At 64.5% G+C, this 17,064-nt stretch carries 15 protein-coding genes and 3 tRNA genes; 7 read left to right on the forward strand and 11 right to left on the reverse strand.

The window, feature by feature from the left end; all coding sequences use genetic code 11:
• Nucleotides 1–8: 8 nt before the first annotated feature.
• Nucleotides 9–557, forward strand: a complete 549-nt coding sequence (locus ACP8LP_RS11355) for a LytR C-terminal domain-containing protein (protein WP_004809688.1) — start codon at nt 9–11, stop codon at nt 555–557.
• A 97-nt stretch (nt 558–654) separates the two neighbouring features.
• Here the strand turns inward: ACP8LP_RS11355 and ACP8LP_RS11360 are convergent, their stop codons facing one another.
• The 5 genes from ACP8LP_RS11360 to ACP8LP_RS11380 form a co-directional block, all read right to left on the reverse strand.
• Nucleotides 655–2,157, reverse strand: coding sequence for a potassium/proton antiporter (locus ACP8LP_RS11360; RefSeq protein WP_004809689.1), 1,503 nt, complete (start codon nt 2,155–2,157; stop codon nt 655–657).
• Nucleotides 2,158–2,389: 232 nt separating this feature from the next.
• A tRNA-Ser gene (locus tag ACP8LP_RS11365) sits at nt 2,390–2,474 on the reverse strand.
• Between the two features lie 78 nt (nt 2,475–2,552).
• Nucleotides 2,553–3,980, reverse strand: coding sequence for a lipopolysaccharide biosynthesis protein (locus ACP8LP_RS11370; RefSeq protein WP_004809690.1), 1,428 nt, complete (start codon nt 3,978–3,980; stop codon nt 2,553–2,555).
• Nucleotides 3,977–4,426: a nucleoside deaminase gene (locus tag ACP8LP_RS11375; RefSeq protein WP_171048652.1), complete on the reverse strand. Its 450-nt coding sequence runs from the start codon at nt 4,424–4,426 to the stop codon at nt 3,977–3,979. Before ACP8LP_RS11375 ends, ACP8LP_RS11370 begins: the two co-directional genes overlap by 4 nt.
• A 36-nt stretch (nt 4,427–4,462) precedes the next feature.
• The gene (locus ACP8LP_RS11380) at nt 4,463–5,086 is read right to left on the reverse strand and encodes a tRNA adenosine deaminase-associated protein (RefSeq protein WP_004809692.1); all 624 of its coding nucleotides are present in this window, start codon (nt 5,084–5,086) and stop codon (nt 4,463–4,465) included.
• Between the two features lie 336 nt (nt 5,087–5,422).
• Here ACP8LP_RS11380 and upp point away from each other — a divergent pair, with 336 nt between their 5' ends.
• Nucleotides 5,423–6,049 (forward strand): uracil phosphoribosyltransferase, encoded by a 627-nt coding sequence (upp, locus tag ACP8LP_RS11385; RefSeq protein WP_016666407.1) that lies wholly within the window; start codon nt 5,423–5,425, stop codon nt 6,047–6,049.
• Entirely contained in the window at nt 6,046–6,789 is a 744-nt protein-coding gene (locus ACP8LP_RS11390; protein ID WP_016666408.1) for an HTD2 family dehydratase, read from the forward strand. The genes upp and ACP8LP_RS11390 overlap by 4 nt, the downstream gene beginning before the upstream one ends.
• 56 nt (nt 6,790–6,845) lie before the next feature.
• On the opposite strand, the gene ACP8LP_RS11395 is transcribed toward ACP8LP_RS11390, so the two are convergent.
• Entirely contained in the window at nt 6,846–7,367 is a 522-nt protein-coding gene (locus ACP8LP_RS11395; RefSeq protein ID WP_279187078.1) for a YbaK/EbsC family protein, read from the reverse strand.
• Nucleotides 7,368–7,464: 97 nt separating this feature from the next.
• Between ACP8LP_RS11395 and ACP8LP_RS11400 the strand changes: the two genes are divergently transcribed.
• Nucleotides 7,465–9,360, forward strand: a complete 1,896-nt coding sequence (locus ACP8LP_RS11400; RefSeq protein ID WP_016666410.1) for an alpha-amylase family glycosyl hydrolase — start codon at nt 7,465–7,467, stop codon at nt 9,358–9,360.
• Between the two features lie 219 nt (nt 9,361–9,579).
• Nucleotides 9,580–11,460: a potassium transporter Kup gene (locus ACP8LP_RS11405; RefSeq protein ID WP_036910099.1), complete on the forward strand. Its 1,881-nt coding sequence runs from the start codon at nt 9,580–9,582 to the stop codon at nt 11,458–11,460.
• Nucleotides 11,461–11,513: 53 nt separating this feature from the next.
• Here ACP8LP_RS11405 and ACP8LP_RS11410 read toward each other — a convergent pair whose 3' ends face one another.
• Together ACP8LP_RS11410 and ACP8LP_RS11415 are read right to left on the reverse strand one after the other, a co-directional pair.
• Nucleotides 11,514–12,227 (reverse strand): type 1 glutamine amidotransferase, encoded by a 714-nt coding sequence (locus ACP8LP_RS11410; RefSeq protein WP_063279579.1) that lies wholly within the window; start codon nt 12,225–12,227, stop codon nt 11,514–11,516.
• 112 nt (nt 12,228–12,339) lie between these two features.
• Complete coding sequence (locus ACP8LP_RS11415; RefSeq protein ID WP_004809706.1) at nt 12,340–13,065, reverse strand: glycerophosphodiester phosphodiesterase; 726 nt, start codon at nt 13,063–13,065, stop codon at nt 12,340–12,342.
• Between the two features lie 56 nt (nt 13,066–13,121).
• On the opposite strand from ACP8LP_RS11415, the gene ACP8LP_RS11420 reads away from it, so the two are divergent.
• A complete protein-coding gene (locus ACP8LP_RS11420) occupies nt 13,122–13,331 on the forward strand; it encodes a PLDc N-terminal domain-containing protein (protein ID WP_036975550.1) in 210 nt (69 codons plus the stop codon).
• Nucleotides 13,332–13,458: 127 nt separating this feature from the next.
• On the opposite strand, the gene ACP8LP_RS11425 is transcribed toward ACP8LP_RS11420, so the two are convergent.
• Both ACP8LP_RS11425 and ACP8LP_RS11430 read right to left on the reverse strand, forming a co-directional pair.
• Nucleotides 13,459–13,531 (reverse strand) — tRNA-Arg (locus ACP8LP_RS11425).
• Nucleotides 13,532–13,740: 209 nt separating this feature from the next.
• A tRNA-Ser gene (locus tag ACP8LP_RS11430) sits at nt 13,741–13,830 on the reverse strand.
• A 220-nt stretch (nt 13,831–14,050) separates the two neighbouring features.
• Here ACP8LP_RS11430 and ACP8LP_RS11435 point away from each other — a divergent pair.
• The gene (locus ACP8LP_RS11435) at nt 14,051–15,898 is read left to right on the forward strand and encodes an LCP family protein (protein ID WP_016666413.1); all 1,848 of its coding nucleotides are present in this window, start codon (nt 14,051–14,053) and stop codon (nt 15,896–15,898) included.
• A 120-nt stretch (nt 15,899–16,018) separates the two neighbouring features.
• Here ACP8LP_RS11435 and ACP8LP_RS11440 read toward each other — a convergent pair whose 3' ends face one another.
• On the reverse strand, nt 16,019–16,996 hold the full coding sequence (locus tag ACP8LP_RS11440) for a LacI family DNA-binding transcriptional regulator (RefSeq protein ID WP_036975552.1): 978 nt from the start codon (nt 16,994–16,996) through the stop codon (nt 16,019–16,021).
• Nucleotides 16,997–17,064: the final 68 nt, after the last annotated feature.

Below are 17,064 nucleotides of genomic sequence, written 5' to 3' on the forward strand. Positions count from 1 at the left end.
GCCCCGTCATGACTCCTGATGAACGTCGCCACTATCTGAGGATGGCAGGCACCCCGATCACCCTGCTGGCCCTCGTCATCCTCATCGCGGTGGCCATCCGCGCCGGGTGGAAGGCCGTCAGTGCCCCCGTTCCCCCGCCACCGATCACCCCTTGCGTCAATCAGGACGTCAAGGGCACATTGACGACGAAGGATGTCACGGTCTCGGTGTACAATTCCGGCCACACCCGCGGGCTGGCGAGCAGCGTGTCGAAGCAGCTTGCCAACGTTGGGTTCGTCATTGATTCGGTGGCCAACCGTGAGCCCATGGTCAAGGGGGTGACGGTCATCGGCCACAACGCCAAGGATCCTGAGGTGAAGCTGGTTGCCGGCTACTTCCCGGCAGCAGTGCTGAAGTCGGATCCCAAACGCGTCGACCATGAGGTTGAAGTGGTGCTCGGCGATCGTGACCCGAACTTCAAGACGAATGCACCGAAGTTCGTGAAGGTTGGTGGGCCCGTGTGCCTGCCGTCACCGTCACCGACCCCATCGATGCTGGCGACGCCGGGGGAAAAGTAGTCCTGACCATCAACCCTGTCAAGGCCATGGATCCATGTGCATCCGTGGCCTTCTCAGTGGGTTCTGGTCAGCTTGTCCAGCGACGCCGTCCGCGTGGTTATTCGGCCTGAATGCGTAGCCCGTGCCAGCGCGCCAACCGGCCTCCCCGGCCTATCTCGGTCAGCCTCTCGACAACGTACCGCCGTTGCCCCTGGGGGACGACGATGAGCAGCTCGTCACCTTGCTGCAGCTTGGTCTCCGCGCGCGGAGCAAAGGAACGGTCGCCACGGATGATGAGCGAGACGACGCAGTTACGCGGCAGCCGCAGCTCGCGGACCGTCACCCCGGACAGTCTCGATCCCTCGGGAACGTCAGCCTGCAGGAGGTCGGCAGCGATCTCGTCAAGGGGCGCAACCTCGATCGTCACGTCCTTGGCCATCTGCGGATCGACGACGCCGAGGAGCTTCGCCGCGCCCGGCAAGGTCGGGCCCTGGATACAGGTGAAGACGACGACGAGCACCAGGATGACGTCGAAGAACTTGTCGGCGCGCTCCATGTGGGACGCCATCGGGATCGTCGCCAAAATGATCGGCACAGCCCCGCGCAGACCGGCCCAGGACAGGAAGAACCGCTCGTTGCGGCGGAACCCGAACCATGTCGTACAGGCGAGGACTGCCAAGGGGCGCGCGACAAAGGTCAACAGCAGGCCGGCAGCAACACCGGAGCCAACGGAGACCCAGGTGAGACGGTCGGGGTTGGCCAGCAGACCGAGCATGACGAACAGGCCGATCTGACAGATCCAGCCGATGCCCTCAGAGAAGGATCGGGTGGTGTGCTGATAGGGCAGGTCGCCATTGCCAATCATGACGGAGGCGACGTAAACCGCGGCGAATCCGGACACGCCGATCCACACACCGACACCGTAGGCGGTCACGGCCCACGCCATCGCAGCGATGGCGTAGAGGTTTCCGGATGGCAGGTTGATGCGTCGCCCGATCCTGACGGCCACCCACCCAACGCCCAGACCGACGCAGATACCACCGATGAGTTCAAGGGCAATGGACCCAAGAAGAGGGAGTACGCCGATCGTCGACTCCCCAGTTGCGACCCCGGTCAGTGCGATGACGACGAGGACAGTCGGGGCGTCGTTGAGGCCCGACTCAGCCTCGAGCACGGATCTGAGCCGATTGGGCAGGGAGACCCCCCGAAGCACGGAGAACACGGCAGCAGAGTCAGTCGGGGCGGTGGCCGCGCCGAGAAGGGCTGCAACGCTCCAGTGCAGGCCGAGCGCGTAGTGACCCAGCAGAGCCATGACGCCGAAGGAGACGCCAACCCCGGCGGTCGCCAACAAGGCAGCTGGACCCAGGGCCGGTCGGATGTCTTTCCAGTTGGTCGATAATCCACCATCGGCAAGGATGAGCACGAGGGCAGCGAAACCAATGGCGTGTGCGGCACCCAGGTCGTTGAAGTCAATGCCGAAACCGATGGGGCCAAGCAGCATACCGACCAAGAGGAACAGCAACAGCGCCGGCAGTCCCAGACGGGTGCCGATCCGGGCCGCGAAGGCGGCCAGCAACACGACGACGGCGCCGATGAACAGGGCGAGGTCAGAGGGTTGCACGAGGTCATTATTCCAGCAGGACGACGTCCGTCATGGATCTGGACACCATGGGGAACGCCGTCTCGCGAGAAGCGGACATCCGGAGGGGCCGTTGACGGTCGTGAACTCCGGAGGGTACTGCTCGGTGTTGGATTGCTCCCGAAGCCGACCGGGGCGGTCTCTCTTTCGGACTATGCCCCAACCCGCTAAACACAAGGTCCCGGGAGCCTCCCAGCTCCCGGGACCTTCTCGGCGGTGACGGAGGGATTTGAACCCTCGGTAGCTCTCGCTACACCCGCTTTCGAGGCGGGCACTTTCGGCCGCTCAGACACGTCACCGTGGACAAGGGTAGCGAATCCATCACCTCTGGCCAAAATTCGAGTGTCGGGGACACGACGATCAGGTGTCAGAGCGTGTCAGGGGCGGCTGTCCTCGTCCTCACTGCTGACCTCAGCCTCCTCGGCTGCCTCGACCGCCGGGTCCACCTTCGTGTTCTTGTTGTCGAATCTCTTGGCGACCACGAGTGCCAGCCCGATGTAGAACACCAACAACCCAGCCATGATAAAGGACATTTGGTAGATCGTCCCGACCATCGAGAGGTCGCTGAGGTTCAGGTAGGTCAGTGGCACGACCGCGTAGATGATCGCGAAGACCAAGGCGATCCCGTTGTTGCGGGTCACGATGAACATATTCGAGATCGGCGATGTGACGAAGTTGACGTACAGCCACGGCACCAGAGCCACCGCAATGTCAGCCGACTGCTGAAACTTCGCGCCCAACAGCCACGGCAGCACCGGCGGGATGAGCACATACAGCAACCCGAAAGGCACGATGCCGACGAGGAACGACCTCACCACCGACTTCTTGACGGTCTGGTAGAACTTCCCGGCGTCGGAGACCGACAGCTTCTGGAAGAACACCTGGGACAGTGCTTGGTTGATGACGGACGCCGGCATCTGCATCAACGTCCAGGCGATGTTGAATCGACCGTAGCCAGCCGTCGAGAACTTCACCATGATGATCATGTTGACGCCCTGCTGCCGGATGGCGTCAACGATGGCGTTCGGAGCCGTCAGCAGAGGGAGCTGCCGATACTTGCGCATCACCGCACGCATCGGCATGTCGGATTCCTCGATGGCGCGCAGGTCAGGACCCAAACGGCGTCGAAAGTTGTTGAGCGCCAAGCACTTGCCTAGGAAGGTCGCGATGACCTGACCGAAGGCGGCGGCATTGATGGCACACGAGGTGATACGTCCGACCGCCGTCGTCGACTGGCACCACAGCGCGTTGGTGCCGATGATGCCGAACTGCTTGCGTCGGTTCGCCCAGTAATTAACGACGTTGACCTGCGTGTAGGCGAAGACGATCGGGCCGACCGCCAACAACCACCACCGGGCCTGCGGCTTGCCGAGCAGCCCACTGAGGAATCCGCCCAGGGGAATCATCGACAGCATCGCCAACGTCGAGACGACTGCATTGATCCGCGTCGCCAACCGGAGCACCCGTTTGGCCTCGGAGTTGTCCCGCGGCAGCACGATGGCCATTTCGTAGCGCAGGGCTGCAGCAGGGATGACGAACTGGGAGACGGCCATGATGGCGCCATAAATTCCCCAGTCAGACGGGTCAATGTGATGGGTGACGTAGAGGGTAGCCAGGGCAGCAATCAACTGGGCCAGGCCGGTCCCGCTCATGACCTTCGTCACCGAGGCGAGAAACTCATGACTCTGGATGTAGGCGTGAGCGCGTGGGAAGCGCACTCGTTTCTCCTCGGCCGCCGCGGCATTTCCGGAAGGCGTCTGCTCCCCGGATTCCGACGGCGTCGATTCCGTTGGGGTGTTGGTCACCCGTCCACGGTACAGGCCCGATGACCGCCGAAGAATTCGCGCAGCAGGGCGGACGACTCGTCGGCCATGACGCCGGAGACCACTTCGGGACGGTGCGGAAGCCTCGGATCGCGCATGACGTCGAAGAGGGAACTGACAGCTCCGGCCTTGGGATCGAAGGCTCCGAACACCACCCTCGGGATCCGCGCGGCGATGATCGTCCCGGCGCACATGGTGCACGGTTCCAGGGTGACGACGAGGGTGCAGTCATCCAGACGCCACCCGTCCCTGGCCTCCGCAGCTCGACGGATGACGAGCACCTCGGCGTGAGCGGTCGGGTCACCGGTGAGCTCACGCTCGTTGCCCGCCTCGGAGAGGACCTCGCCGTCAGGGCCGAGAATCACCGCACCAATGGGGACGTCACCCCACTGCGCCGCACGACGCGCCACGGCGAGGGCCTGGGCCATGGCCTGACGCCAACCCGGCATCGGGCCAGCCACGGGTCAGCGCACCGAGGTGTTGGAGGCCCGCTCGAACTGCGGCCCGAAGTGAACCCGGGCGGCGATGTCGGCCAGGATCTCGTCGGAGTCCTCGTCGGCCTCGGCGAAGGCCTCCATGTCGAACTCACCCACTCCGGCGTCGGCAAGCATGTCGCCGTCGCCCATCGTCTCGGGGTCGTCGTCGGGGTCAGGAATGTCCTCGCCCAAGAAGTCAGCGACGTCGCGAGCAATCGGCCAGTCATTGGCCTGGGTGGAGTCGGACAGGAAGACCTGCACGTTGCGGCCGCGAACCCGGACGATGACGTAGAACTGGTGGTCGATCGAGACCATGCCGACGGCTCCTGCGTCGCCAGGGAGACGGCGCAGCTGGGTGATGAGCTCGTCGAGATCGTTGGCGAGCATCGGCTCCATGGGGACCGCGGTCCGCTCGCCATCATCGTTGTAGAGAGCTACGACGAAGTCGATCTCGTCCTCGCCTGCGTCCTCGAGATCATCGTCGTCATAGTCATCGTCATCATCGTCGTCGTAGTCGTCCTCGTCATCGGGCAACTCGTCGTACTCATCGAGATTGTCGTAGTCATCGACGTCATCGTCGGGAACAAACTCGTCATCGCTGAACCGGGACATGACGACCTCCTTGGGGGCGAACGTCTCCATCGTTGCAGACATCTGGCCGCGGAAACAGTCGCAGGGCCGATTTGAGCGCGAACTTCTCGACGGAAGGAAGGTCCGGGGCAGTGTGGACGGTGTTGTACCTGCCGTTATCGGCGAAATTCGCCGAGGATTGGCCGAATCTTGCCATGGCAGCGTCACCCCCTACCGACAAGCTCCCCGACAGCAGCTGCTTCCGTACACCGGCGCCACACATCCCCCACCCATTCACTCCTCGGCCCCCGAATCTGGTGGCCGAGTGCCGCCAGTTACTCCTCATGTGCCAAGGTTGGTTTCGTGGAACTCAATGTCATGGATCATCCCCTCGTCTCCCACAAGCTGACCCTGTTGCGCTCGGTGGACACCCCCAGCCCGGTCTTCCGCCAGCTCGTCGAGGAGCTCGTCACCCTCATGGCTTACGAGGGCACCCGCGAGGTGCGCATCGAGCCGACCACCGTCACCACCCCGCTCACCACCACCGAGGGTGTCGCCCTGGCCCGCCCCAAGCCGCTCGTCGTCCCGATCCTGCGCGCTGGCCTGGGAATGCTCGAGGGCATGATGCGCCTCGTCCCGTCGGCCGAGGTCGGCTTCGTCGGCATGACCCGTGACGAGGAGACCCTCCAGCCGATGACCTACGCCGAGCGTCTTCCCAAGGACCTCTCCGGCCGTCAGTGCTACGTCCTCGACCCGATGCTGGCCACCGGTGGTTCTCTGGGCGGCACCGTCGAGTTCCTGGTGCGCCGCGGCGCCGACCACATCACCTGTCTGTGCATCCTGGCCGCCCCAGAGGGCATCGAGAACTTCCGCAAGCTCGTCAGCGATCTCGAAGTCCCCTGCCACCTCGTCGTGGCTGGCGTCGACGATCACCTCGACGAGCACGGATACATCGTCCCCGGCCTCGGTGACGCCGGCGACCGTCTGTACGGCCTGGCCGAGTGACGCAACTGCGCCCCGACGACCTGCGCGGTCTGGCAACCCTGCTGGGTTCCCCCGAACCCAACAGGGTCGTCCCGCCGTGCTGGCACTGGGTCCTCCTCCTCGACCCGGTCAACCCCGCCAGCCTCGACGAGGACGGGTACACCATCGGCTCCCCGATCACCCCGAAACCGGGTATGACGAGGATGTTCGCCGGCGGTCGGGTGCGCACCACGGCCCCGTTGGCCCTCAACCGCGAGACCACCCGCACCACTGAGGTCGCCTCGGTCACCGACAGGCAGGGGCGTCGCGGCCCTCTTCACTTCGTGACGATGAGATCCACCTGGGCACAGGACGGCCAAGACTGCCTGGTCGACGAGCAGGAATACGTCTTCCTGCCAATCCAGTCCTCCGATCCCTCACCCGCGGGTGCCGGGCAGACCGACGGCGACGGGTTCCTGGCCACCGAGCCTCTGTTGGTGACCTTCTCGGCCCTGACGGCCAACCCGTACCGCATCCACTGGGACCGCAACTTCTGCCGTCGCAACGGTCACGACGGACTGGTCGTCCACGGACCGCTGCAGGCCCTCCTCATGGCGCAAGCCTTCCCAGACGAGACCTTCGTCGGGAAGGAGTTCTCCTACCGCTTCCGCGCCTCCGTGACCGCCCCGACCCGACTGACGGTCGGCATCGAGGACGGCGAGGCCCAAGTCCGTCGCCCCGACGGTACGGTCACCGCGACAGCAGCCCTCGAGGAGTTCTGACCCAGACGCCCCGTTCGGACTTCCTGGGCCGCAATCCCATGAGGCAGGGAGCGAACTCAGTTCGCCAGTCCCTCGACGACCTCAGCTCCTGGCAGGGACACCAGATCAGCACCACTGACGATGAGCTTTGAGCTGCGCAGCCCCGATCCGATGCACACGGCCTGGGCCTCGGCGACGCGCGGATCAATCCAGATCGGCCACTCAGCGGGCAGGCCCACTGAGGTGATCCCGCCGTACTCCATTCCGGACAGGCTGACGGCCTCGTCCATGGGCGCGAAGGACGCCTTGCGGACGTCGAGCTTCTTGCGCACCACCTTGTTGACGTCAACCCTCGTCGTGGCAAGGGCCAGGCAGGCGACGTACTTCTCGACGTCACCGCGCTTTCCCTTGACGATGACGCAGTTGCCACACGTCTCGGGACCCTCACCGAAGGCCTCGCACAAGGCGTCGGTGTCCGCGATCTCGGGATCAATGCTGAAGACGACTGCCGAGGGCAACTCGGCGGCTCGTCCGGCGACCGTCGCGGCCAGCAGCTCAGGGTGATCGGCAGCAGGCAGGTGTTCAACGGAGTCGTACATGCGACCCACCGTAGTCACCGTGATCACACGATGGGACCACCTCTCACACCACGGACGGATACCGTTGACCGTGGTTGTTTCGACGACAAGGAGAACGATGACCGACGATACGAAGGAAGCGACCGGCGAATCCCGCCCGAATGCCAACGATCCAATTCCCACCGACTACGCCGGCCGTGCCAAGGGCATGGGTGTCTCGCTCATCGACGGTGGCGCCGCGTTCCGCGTGTGGGCCCCGCACGCCGAGACAGTCGCCGTCACCGGAACCTTCGACGACTGGGCAGCCCAGCCCAGGGGAGACAATGACGACGCCGAGAAGGTTCGCTCGGCCAAGTTCCAGCTCGTCAGCGAGAACAACGGCTACTGGTACGGCCAGGCCGCCGGTGCCACGGTGGGCGACGAGTACCGTTTCGTCCTCATCAACGGTGACCAGGTGATCTCCCGCATCGACCCTTACGCCCGCCACGTGACGAGCTCGGTCGGCAATGGCATCATCACCGATCCCGGCGCCTACGACTGGGAGGGTGACGACTTCACTCCCCCGACCCTGAACGAGCTCGTCATCTACGAGATGCACGTCGGAACCTTCTTCGACAAGGATCCTGACGACGACAAGCCCGCCGACTTGGCCGACGTCGAGTCGAAGATCGACCACCTCGTCCACCTGGGCGTCAACGCCGTCGAGCTCATGCCTCTCATGGAGTTCGCCGGGGACTACTCGTGGGGTTACAACCCGGCCCACATCTTCGCCGTCGAGAGCGCCTACGGCGGCCCGGAAAAGCTGCGCGACCTCGTCAAGACCTGCCACAAGCACGGCCTGGCGGTCATCATCGACGTCGTCTACAACCACTTCGGCCCCTCGGACCTCGACCTGTGGCAGTTCGACGGATGGAGCGAGAACGACAAGGGCGGCATCTACTTCTACAACGACTGGAAGTCCTCGACCCCGTGGGGCGACACCCGTCCCGACTACGGCCGCGGCGAGGTCCGCGAGTTCATTCGCGACAACGCCATGATGTGGCTGGAAGAGTTTCACGCCGACGGCCTGCGCTACGACATGACCCCGTACATGCGCAGCGTCGATGCCGGTGAGATGAACATCCCCGACGGTTGGAGCCTCACCCACTGGATCAACACCGAGATCCGCGAGAAGTTCCCACGCGCCATCACCATCGCCGAGGACCTGCACGGTGAGCCCAAGGTCGTCTCCACCGCTGACGACGGTGCCGCCTTCCACGCCCAGTGGGACAACCATTTCGTCCACCCGATCCGCGCTGCTGTCATCACCGCCTCCGACGAGGCTCGTGACATGGACGCCGTGCGCGATGCCGTCGAGTTCTCCTACGGTGACGCCTTCTCCCGCGTCATCTACACCGAGTCCCACGACGAGGTCGCCAACGGTTCGGCCCGCGTCCCCCAGGAGGTCGACGACGACGATCCGACCGGCTACTACGCCCAGAAGCGCTCCACCCTGGGAGCGGCCCTGGTACTGACCTCGCCGGGTCTGCCGATGATCTTCCAGGGCCAGGAGCTCTTGGAGGGCGAATGGTTCCGCGACACCGTCCCGCTGCATTGGGATCAGGGCGCTCAGTTCAAGGGCATCTTCCGGATGTACCGCGATCTCGTCAGTCTGCGTCTCAACGAGGAGGGCCACACCAAGGGCCTCACCGGACAGAACGTCGACACCCTGCACCTGCACCCGGACAACCACGTCTACGCCTTCCACCGCTGGGCTGACGGTGGTCCGCACGACGACGTCGTGGTGGCGGTGAACCTCGACTCCAAGGCCTGGGGCGAGTACACCATCGGGATGCCGGCTGCCGGCCGCTGGGTGACCAGGTTCAATTCCGACGCGAAGGTGTACTCGGACGCCTTCGACGGGGTCGACGTCCCCGAATGGTTCGACGCCGTCGAGGACGATTACGACGGCCACCCGGCCTCGGCGACCCTTGTCCTGCCGCCGTACAGCGCGATCATCCTGTCGCGCGATTAAGGCCGTCACCACACCGATACGTGCGACGACAACAGCGTCGCCGGGGCGGAGGGACGTCACGACGATTCTCCCTGCCCTTCTTGCGTCCGAGCTTCCTTCTCTGTTCGATTTGTAGTTGGGACCACGAGGTCCATACTTTTTGGAGTGAGTCGCAGACATGGACGGCAGGCAGTGGCAAAGGCCACCCAGCCGATCAGTGATCCTGAACCGATCCGAGCCATGAAGCCGGGGCTGGCCCTGGCTGCGTTGGGAATCGTCTTCGGTGACATCGGAACCTCGGTGCTCTACTCCCTTCAAACGATGTTCTCGATGGAGAACCATGCCGTTCGCCCCACCCACGGTGACGTCATGGGGATCATCTCGATGATCTTCTGGTCGATCCTGCTGGTGGTGTGCGTCAAGTACGTCATCTTCGTGATGCGTGCTGACAACGACGGTGAGGGCGGCATCCTCGCGCTTATGGCCTTGGTGCGTCGTCTTATGGCCAGCCGCAAGGGCACTGGCATGACGGCAATGTTGCTCGGCATCATCGGCGCCGGGCTGTTCTACGGAGATTCCCTCATCACCCCAGCGATCTCGGTGATGAGCTCGGTGGAGGGCATCACGGTAGCCAATCCGGGCGCCGAGATGATCGTTCTGCCAGCCTCGGTCGTCATCCTGACGATCCTGTTCATCGTGCAGAGACGAGGGACGGCAGTCATCGGCAAGGCCTTCGGGCCGGTGATGGGTATCTGGTTCCTCACCCTGGCCGCCCTGGGCATCCCGTGGATCATCAGCAAGCCCTTCATCATCACGGCCCTGTCCCCGCACTGGGCGATCCTCTTCGCCATCGAGCGACCCGGGATGGCCTTCATCGCGATGGGCGCTGTCGTCTTGACGATCACGGGCGCCGAGGCCCTCTACGCCGACATGGGTCACGTCGGCGCCCCGTCGATCCGACTGGCTTGGTTCGCCGTCGTGCTGCCGTGTCTGCTCATCAACTATCTGGGGCAGGGAGCGATGATCCTCGAGCATCCCGACTGGATCGACAATCCCTTTTTCCGGCTGGCACCCGGCTGGGCGACGATCCCGCTCGTCGTCATTGCCACGATGGCTACCGTCATCGCCTCCCAAGCCGTCATCTCCGGCGCCTTCTCTATGAGCTCGGAGGCGACCCGTCTGGGACTGTTGCCACGTCTGAGCGTGCGTCACACCTCGAAGTCCGAGGGCGGCCAGATCTACATCCCGGAGATCAACTGGATCCTCTTCGTCGGCGTGCTGGCGCTCATCCTCATCTTCCAGACCTCGACGAAGCTGGCCACCGCCTATGGCCTGGCCGTCACCGGCACCTTCTTGCTGACGACGAGCCTGTTCCTGGTGCTGGCCCACCGAGCGTGGCACTGGCCCATGTGGGCTCTCATCCTCTTCGGTGTCGTCGTCGGTGGCGTCGAGCTGTCGATCTTCGCCGCCAACCTGCTGAAGATCGCGTCCGGCGGCTGGATTCCGCTGGTCTTCGCGGCCATCATCATCGCCATCATGACGACCTGGCGACGCGGTACCGCCTACATCGCCAAGCAGCGGCAGAACGACGAGGGTCCGCTGGACGACTTCCTCGACTGGGTCCATGAGACGGAGCCGACCCGCGTGCCCGGACTGGCGATCTACCCACATCCGGGACGGGCGACGACCCCGTTGGCCATGCTGAACAACCTCAAGTTCAATCATGTGCTCCACGAGCACAACGTCATCATCTCGATGGTGGTGGAGAACGTCCCACACGTGCGTCACGTCAATCGCATCGAGAAGGTCGATCTCGGCAAGCCGACCGACGGCATCGTCTACATCGCCTGCCACGTCGGATTCGCCGACTCCCAGGACGTCCCGAAGGCACTGGCCCTGGCGGCAGACAAGTGCCCGGTGCTCAAGGAGCACCTTGACGACGCGATCTATTACCTGTCGCTGGTCGACGTGAAGCGCTCCGAGTCGGAGCAGGGGGCCAAGATGACCGCCTGGCGCAAGGTGCTCTACGTGGGTCTAGCACGCAACCAGGCTGACCGGACGCGAGTGTTCCGCATTCCGCGCACCCGTGCAGTGGTCATGGGTGAGGCCGTCGATCTGTGACGATCCGGCACTGACGTCCGTGTGATTCTCCGGGGCTCGAGGGCCCCGGGGAATCACGCCGTTGTGGGGGCGATGAGTTCCAGGAACCGCACCGCGAAGGCCTTCTCGGCGGTGACGACGTCCTCGTCACGACGCACTGCTTCGGCAGCCGAGATGGCCTCTGACCAGGGGAGACGCTGTTTCCACTCCTTCTCGGTGTGGCCGATGGTCCAGCCGTCGAAAATCTCCGGGGTGCATTCCGGGTGGAACTGGACTCCCCAGACGCGTTCGGCGAATCGGACCGCCTCGATCTGTCCGGAGGGATCGCGGGCAAGCAGCACGGCGTCCTCGGGCAGGACGACAGCGACGTCATTGTTGAAGTGGATGCCACGGTGGCCGGAGTAGACCGACAGCAACGGGTCCTTCTCCCCGTCCGGGGTGAGGTGCATCTCGGCCGGTCCGAGGCAGAGATGGTCTGAGGTGCACACCCGGCCTCCCAGGGCGACGGTGGCGAGCTGGTGACCCAGGCAGACACCCAGGAAGGGGATGCCCGCGTGGACGGTGCGCACGATGAGTTCTCGGGTGGGCGCGAGCCAAGGAGCCTGGACGTCATCCAGGCAGCCCATGGATCCACCCAGCACCACGAGGGCGTCGGCGTCAACGGTGGGTGGCACCGGGTGGTCCCAGGCATTGACCTCGACGACGTCTGCGCCGGCGTCGCGCCAGAGCTGTCCGAGCCTGCCGGGGTTGCAGGAGGACTCGTGGACGATGACCAGGATCCGCGTCATGGCGGAAAGACTACGGATTTTCTGTCACCGCCGTGTGCCAGAGCTGTTGCGAACCGTGTGCGGATCGTGACGTGTCGGAGGGGTTCTCGGTTATGGCGCGCTGGCGCTGGGGTCAGTCCTCCGCCAGGACTCGCTGGGCAGTTGCCGGGTCATTGGTGATGACGGCGTCGACGTCGAGGATCCGGGCAGCACGCAGGTGGTCGGGGGTGTCCAGGGTCCATGTGCGCACCGTGAGGCCGGCGTCGTGGAACGTCGGGACGTCATCGCGATCGGCGAGGAGATGGGCTCCTGGATGGACGGCCTGGACGTCGAGGTGGCGGGCGTAGTCCCAGGGATCGACGATGTCGTCGGCGTAGAGGATGGCGCGTTCGACCCGGTTGTGAGTGCGCTCGGCGACTTCGGCCATGCAGCGGTGATTGAACGAGGAGATAACGATGCGGTCGGCCATGTGGTGGGTGTCGATGGCACGGGCGACGGCCTCGATGAGGCTCGGGTAGCGCTCGACGCTGTTCTTGAGCTCGATGTTGAGGCCGAGGGTGGTGGGGACGAGCAGGTCGAGGACCTCGTCGAGGAGGGGGACCTGGGCGGGCGGGTGGTCGGTGTTGGCGGCCGCGTTGAGGGAACGGACCTGGTCAAGGGCCATGGAGACGATGGGGCCGTGTCCGTCGGTGGTGCGATCGACGGTTTCGTCATGACAGACGACGACGTGGCCGTCGCTGGTGAGTTGGACGTCGAGTTCAATGCCGTCGGCGTCGAGGTCGATGGCGTTCTGGAAGGCGGGAAGGGTGTTTTCCGGGAACTGCATGCTCGAGCCGCGGTGGGCCCACACGGTGGTCATGTGGTCATGATGCCACGGGCATTGACCAGGGTGCCTGCGCCAGTACGCTGGATGGCATGGTCATGACCGGTATCGTGTTCACCATTCTGTGCATCCTGGCCGTCGCTGTCCCACTCGCGCTGCTCATTCTCGCCCTGCTGTCAATCCTCAGCTCGGACATGCTGACGGGAGCCTGGAAGCTGATCTGGATCGTGGTGTGCTTCTGTTTCCCGATCATCGGGCCGATCGTGTGGTTCATCGCCGGGAAGAACATGGCGTTGAGCTGAGTTCCCAACCAGGGAACATGGTGTACACGCCGTGCCAATGGACGTCCGTGGAGCATTGATCCGGCGTCCTTGCCACACTCCTCCAAGAACCACGAAACCCCGCCACGAGGGCGGGGTTTCGATCTTGCGCGCCCGGAGGGATTCGAACCCCCAACCTTCTGATCCGTAGTCAGATGCTCTATCCGTTGAGCCACGGGCGCTTGGCGCTGCGCGCGTTGCTAAACGTTACAACGCTCGATCCTGCAACGCAAACTTGAGGACCTCCAACCCCATCCAACCCGCTTAAACAACGGATCTGAGAGCCATCGGCACCCGAACTGCCGTCTGGCGCCCCAATGGGCACCTGGCAGTAGCACTCCAGGAAAGCACCGCACCCGGCGCCCTCCAAAAAGGAGTCACCGGGCATCCGCGGAGGTGGCGGGATTTGAACCCGCGATGGGATTACCTCCCAAACCCGCTTAGCAGGCGGGCGCCATAGACCTGACTAGGCGACACCTCCAAGTGCCGTGTCAGCCTACCGTCTCAACCCCCATCCCTCCAATTCCGGCCCCTTTTCGCATCCGCGTCAACACCACGGCGCCCCAGACAAGAGCAGCCGCTCGCGGCTGTCTCCCCGCGTGTCGCGATTTGCAGACCCTTGGCCAGCCGGTCCCACGCCCCATTGGTGCCAGCGGTTACGATGGGGTCCGCCCCATCGACATTTGCGGAAAGGCACGAGCATGGCTGACGAGTCACACGGCGCCAACTCGCCGTCTCCACGTCACGCCGCCAGACCGGACTGGATGGACGACCCGGAGGCCAACGAGGACACCCATGTCCTGCGTCGCGCGGACCTCGAGGCCGCAGCGCGAGGACCCGTGTCCTTTCCCCGTCCACGTCGCTCAGCCACCGAGCCCCCCATCAATGCCCCGCAGCCGCCCCGCGAGCCAAGACCATGTCCCACCCCGGCCCGACGCGCCGCGTCGTCATCACCGGCGAGCAGAGGTCGGCACACCCCATTGCGGTGGAACGAGGAGGCCAGACTCAATCATGCCTTCCGCACCTGTCTGGGATGGACCGTTCTCGGAGCGATCGTTCCCGGCCTGACCCTGTCTCGCAGCCGCACCCCACGTCGCCGGGTCGCGGGACTGACGGTTACCGGCTTCCTCCTCATCGCGCTAACCATCGCCGTCTTCTTCATCCTGACCAACCCGACGGTCGCAGCAACCGTCGTTGCACGTCCAAAGCTGCTGACCGCGCTGACCTGGGGCCTGCCGATCCTGGCCATCGTCCTGGTCGCTCTGCTCACCTTCTCCCACCTGGACCTCCGCCCCCGCGGTATCACCCAGGGCCAGCGATGGCTCTCGACCGTCCTCGTCACCGCGTTGTGTACCACCATCGCGACCCCCTTGGCCGTCGCCGGGCGCTATGCCTACGACGGGGCACACATGCTCGGTCGGATCTTCACCGACCAGCGCTCCGGCACTCGTCCCTCCATCGACTACAACCAGGACGTCAAGGCCATTTGGGCCTCCAAACCACGGGTCAACGTTCTGCTCGTCGGAGCTGACGACACCAAGGCGCGCAACTACAGCGCCGATAATTCCATGAACACCGACACGATCATGGTGGCGTCGATCAACACCTCCAACGGTGACACCTCCATCTTCCAGATCCCCCGCAACACTGCGAAGATGCCCTTCCCGGCTGATTCGCCACTCCACCAGGACTTCCCTGATGGTTTTGTCGGGAAGGACGGCGACGGCAGCAACCCCGACTACATGGCCAACGAGATTTGGTCGACGGTGTCGACCCACCACGTCGATCGCATGGGCGAGACCGACTACCCCGGCGCTGACGCCCTCAAGCTGGCCACCGGTGAGGCTCTCGGCCTCAAGATCGACTACTTCGTCATGCTCGACATCGACGGCCTTCAGAAGCTCATTGACGCCCTTGGCGGCGTGACCGTCAACGTCAACGAGCGTCTGCCCATCGCTGGCAACACCGAGGGCAAGAAGCCCGACGGCTACCTCAAAGTTGGCCCTGACCAGCACCTCGACGGTTACCACGCCATGTGGTACGCCCGGTCACGGTCGGAGAGCACCGACTACGACCGCATGGGACGTCAGTCCTGCCTCATGAAGGCTGTTCTCGACCAGGCCAGCCCGCAGACCGTCCTGACGCGCTTCGAGTCGATTGCTGACGCCTCCGGTCAGATGGTCGTCTCCGACATCCCGCAGGGCATGTTGCCGGCCTTCGTCGACCTGGCCATCAACATGCGTGACGCCAACATCAACCGCGTCGTCTTCACCAATGGCAAGCACGGGTTCGTCTCGGCCAATCCGGATTACGACCTCGTCCGCAAGCAGGTGGATGCCGCCATCCACGGCGTCTCAGAGTCCAGGAACAAGAACAAGCCGGTGACGGGAGCCTCGGCAGCCAAGCCCAGCAAGACGGCCACACCGACACCGACCCGGAGCGAGTCGAAGAAGTCCTCGCACAGCGCCACCCCAAGTTCCGCGTCGACCAACCGTGACGTCTCGCAGTCGGTGACTGACGCCTGCGCCTACAACCCTCAGGAGCCGTGACGAGCGGCGCTTGGGCAGGATCTCCCTGGGTTGCACACCTCGCTGGCTGCCCCCGTGCAGGCGGGTGAGTCGGCTAGAGCCTCGCAGGCGGGTGACCTGAGCAGGTGAGGCCCGCCGTCGTCAGTGGTGTGGGGCCGCAGTACTCCCTCGAACGACCAGCGGAGCCGACACCATCTCCGAGGTGGGCTCATGACGAGCCCCCTGCAATTGAGCCATGAGTTCCTCGGCAAGACGCTGACCGATTGCGGCAAAATCCTGACGCACCGTCGTCAACGTCGGCCACACCAGATTGCCCAGGATGTCATCGAATCCCACCACGGACACGTCCTCAGGCACCCGGACCCCCATGTCCAGCAGACCGATGATGAGGCCTGCCGCCATCTCGTCATTACTGGCCACCACTGCGGTCGCGCCGGCGGCCTTGAGGTGGCGAGCGGCCTCGCATCCCGACGAGGCCGTCCAGTCTCCGACGACGACGTCGGGAACATCACAGTCGTTGGTCTCCAAACACTCCTGCCAGGCTTGACGACGCACCGCGGCCTGGCGGGAGTAGGCCGGCCCGCTGACGAGGTGGACGGTTTGGTGCCCCAACGCCAGGAGGTAGTCGACAGCAGCGCTCACCCCAGCGGCTTGGTCGCACCCCACGGTCGAGAATCGGCTGCACGTCGGACCGGCCACGACAACCGGGGCACCTGGCGGCACCTCGAGCTCGTCAAGTCGATCGAGCTCAAGACCCTCGATGATGAAACCGTCGACCCGCCCCGACATCCGCTTCATGGCGTGCCCGTAGGCCCCGACGAGGTCATCGGTGGGCTCGAGGCGATCCAGGACGACGGCGAAATCACTACGCCGGGTGGCGTCGACGATGGCCTGAACAGTGCGCAGCTCGCCGGTGCGAGAAAGATCCGTGGCAAGGACGCCAATGGCACTCGTGCGCCCCGAGCGGAGGCTGCGAGCGGCGAAATTGGGCGAGTACCCCACCTCGGCCATGGCCTGGAGAACCTTCTCGACGGTCTTCGGTCGGACCGCGTCAGAGTGATTGACGACGCGTGACACAGTCTGCTGAGATACTCCGGCAGCTGCGGCGACATCGCCCATCGAGGGTCGGGACGATCCACGACGCTGTTGCTCGGTCATCACAACACCCTTCACGACAGTGGGCCATC

It is taken from the genome of Cutibacterium sp. LaCa_89 (assembly GCF_058177555.1).